At 39.5% G+C, this 665-nt stretch carries 1 protein-coding gene; it reads left to right on the top strand.

Annotated features, from left to right (window positions below; translation table 11 throughout):
• Positions 1-665 (top strand): IS30 family transposase (locus FD33_RS00095; RefSeq protein ID WP_082603688.1); only part of this gene is annotated, 665 nt, incomplete at both ends.

Raw genomic sequence — 665 nt, 5'->3', positions numbered from 1 at the left:
ATGGATGGTCACCTGATACGGCCGTTGGACGAGCTAAGAACGAAGAATTATTCTTAGTAGATGAAATGGTTTGTACTACTACACTTTACAAATATATTGATGAACAACGACTTGAAATCCGGAATATTGATCTGGTAGAAAAGTCAACTAGACCGACTAAGCAACATACTTCAAAAAAGCATAAGCGTCTACTTGGTCGTAGTATTGAGAAACGCCCTAAAAGTGTTGATAGCAGAGAATCCTTTGGGGACTTTGAGATAGACACGATTGTGGGCAAAAGAAATGGCCATGAGAGTGTCGTCTTAACGCTCATAGAGCGTAAGACACGCTTTGAAATAATGAGACTTATTGACGGTAGAGATGCCGACTCTGTAGATTATGCTATGAAAGAGATCATAAAGAACTATGGTGATCTTATCAATTCAATCACTGCAGACAATGGCCCTGAGTTCTCTAATCTATCATCTGATATGGCTGGCGTTGCGGATGTTTACTTCACACACCCATATACATCTTGTGAACGTGGAACAAATGAAGTACATAATCGAATGATACGTCGTGACTTGCCCAAAGGGCTGTCACTGGATACAGTCAGCCCAAAAGTAATAAGAGACATAGAATTTAAGCTCAACAATATGCCTAGAAAGTTATTGAACTATAAAACG

Source organism: Companilactobacillus paralimentarius DSM 13238 = JCM 10415 (assembly GCF_001434985.1).
Classification (GTDB): Bacteria; Bacillota; Bacilli; order Lactobacillales; family Lactobacillaceae; genus Companilactobacillus; species Companilactobacillus paralimentarius.
The sequence above is the reverse complement of the archived record's forward strand: the minus strand, read 5'-3'. Positions and strand labels throughout refer to the sequence as shown.